The 1,328-nt window shown below is 73.8% G+C and carries 2 protein-coding genes; one reads left to right on the top strand and one right to left on the bottom strand.

Annotated features, from left to right (window positions below):
• Positions 1-40 precede the first annotated feature (40 nt).
• Positions 41-472 (top strand): YchJ family protein, encoded by a 432-nt coding sequence (locus tag KS423_RS45575; RefSeq protein ID WP_224285527.1) that lies wholly within the window; start codon positions 41-43, stop codon positions 470-472.
• Between the two features lie 45 nt (positions 473-517).
• Here KS423_RS45575 and KS423_RS45570 read toward each other — a convergent pair.
• Positions 518-1,328: polysaccharide deacetylase family protein (locus tag KS423_RS45570; RefSeq protein ID WP_224285526.1), on the bottom strand; the 811-nt coding region annotated here is incomplete at its 5' end.

Genomic DNA, 1,328 nt, shown 5'->3' with positions numbered 1-1,328 from the left:
CGGCCGGGGGCCGCGCCGCGGGTGGGGGACAATGGGCGGCATGTCCCGACGTCGTTCCGCGCCCCGCCCCGCCGCGCCCCGGCTGCTGCCCTCCTCCCCCTGCCCGTGCGGCCTGCCCGCCGCCTACGGCGACTGCTGCGGCCGGCTGCACCGGGGCCAGGCCTCGGCCACCACCGCCGAGTCCCTGATGCGCTCCCGGTTCAGCGCCTTCGCCGCGCAGGACGAGGCGTACCTGCTGCGCACCTGGCACCCGGACACCCGGCCCGCGGAGGTCGACTTCGACCCGGGGCTGCGCTGGACCGGGCTGGAAATCGTCGCCACCACCGAGGGCGGCGCGTTCCACGCGGAGGGCACGGTGGCCTTCCGGGCGCACTGGACCGAGGGCGGCGAGGAGGGCGCGCTCACCGAGAACAGCCGCTTCGTGCGGCACGAGGGCGCCTGGGTGTACCTCGACGCCCTCTCGCTCGGCTGAGCCGCCCGGCCCTCGGCCGCTGCGGATGGTCACTGAAGGCGGCCGCTACAGGTAGTCGTCCAGCCGGGCCAGCGCGAAGCCCTGCGCGGTGACGTCGTTGACGACCTTGCGCAGCAGGTCCGGCATGGACGCCTTCCAGACGTCAGCGCCCCGGAAGTGGGTCAGGATGATGTCGCCCGGATGCAGCTTCTGGTCGTCGTAGCGCCACTCCATGTGGTCCGGGAAGGCCTCCTCGTTCCACATCGGCACCGCCTCCACCCCGCAGGAGGCTGCCGCGCGCAGGGTGTCGTCGTTGTACTCGCCGTACGGCGGCCGGAACAGCCGGGGGCGCACGCCGATCTGCCGCTCCAGCCGGTCCTGCTGGGTGCAGATCTCCTCGCGCTGGGTCTCGTGGTCCAGCACCTTCAGGTTGCGGTGGTTGATCGTGTGGTTGTTGATCTCCACGCCCTGGGCGTGCAGGTCGCGGAAGTAGCCGTAGTTGTCACGCGCGACGTAGTCGGAGACGTAGGCGCTGAGCGGGATGCCCAGTTCCCGGGCCATCCGGGAGAACTCGGGGTCCTTCTCGGCGCCGTCGTCGACGGTCAGGAAGACCACCTTGTCGTGGGTCGGCACCCGGTAGACGACGGGCGGGCGACCGTCCGCGAGCTTGACGCCCTGCCCCGGGGTGAGCGCGGCCTTGGCCGCCGGGCGCGGCGGGGCCTTCAGCGGCGGGCGCTCCAGGCCCCAGCGCCGGGCGGTCTCCAGCGCGGCACGGGCGGCCACCTCCTGACGGGCCGTGGACTCGCTGCTGCTCTCCTCCTTGCGGGCCAGGCCGGGCAGCAGCGGCTTCGCCTCGGGCGGGGCGCCCACGTGGTCG

The organism is Streptomyces sp. LS1784 (assembly GCF_020103755.1).
In the GTDB taxonomy this organism is placed as follows: Bacteria; Actinomycetota; Actinomycetes; order Streptomycetales; family Streptomycetaceae; genus Kitasatospora.
The sequence above is the reverse complement of the archived record's forward strand: the minus strand, read 5'-3'. Positions and strand labels throughout refer to the sequence as shown.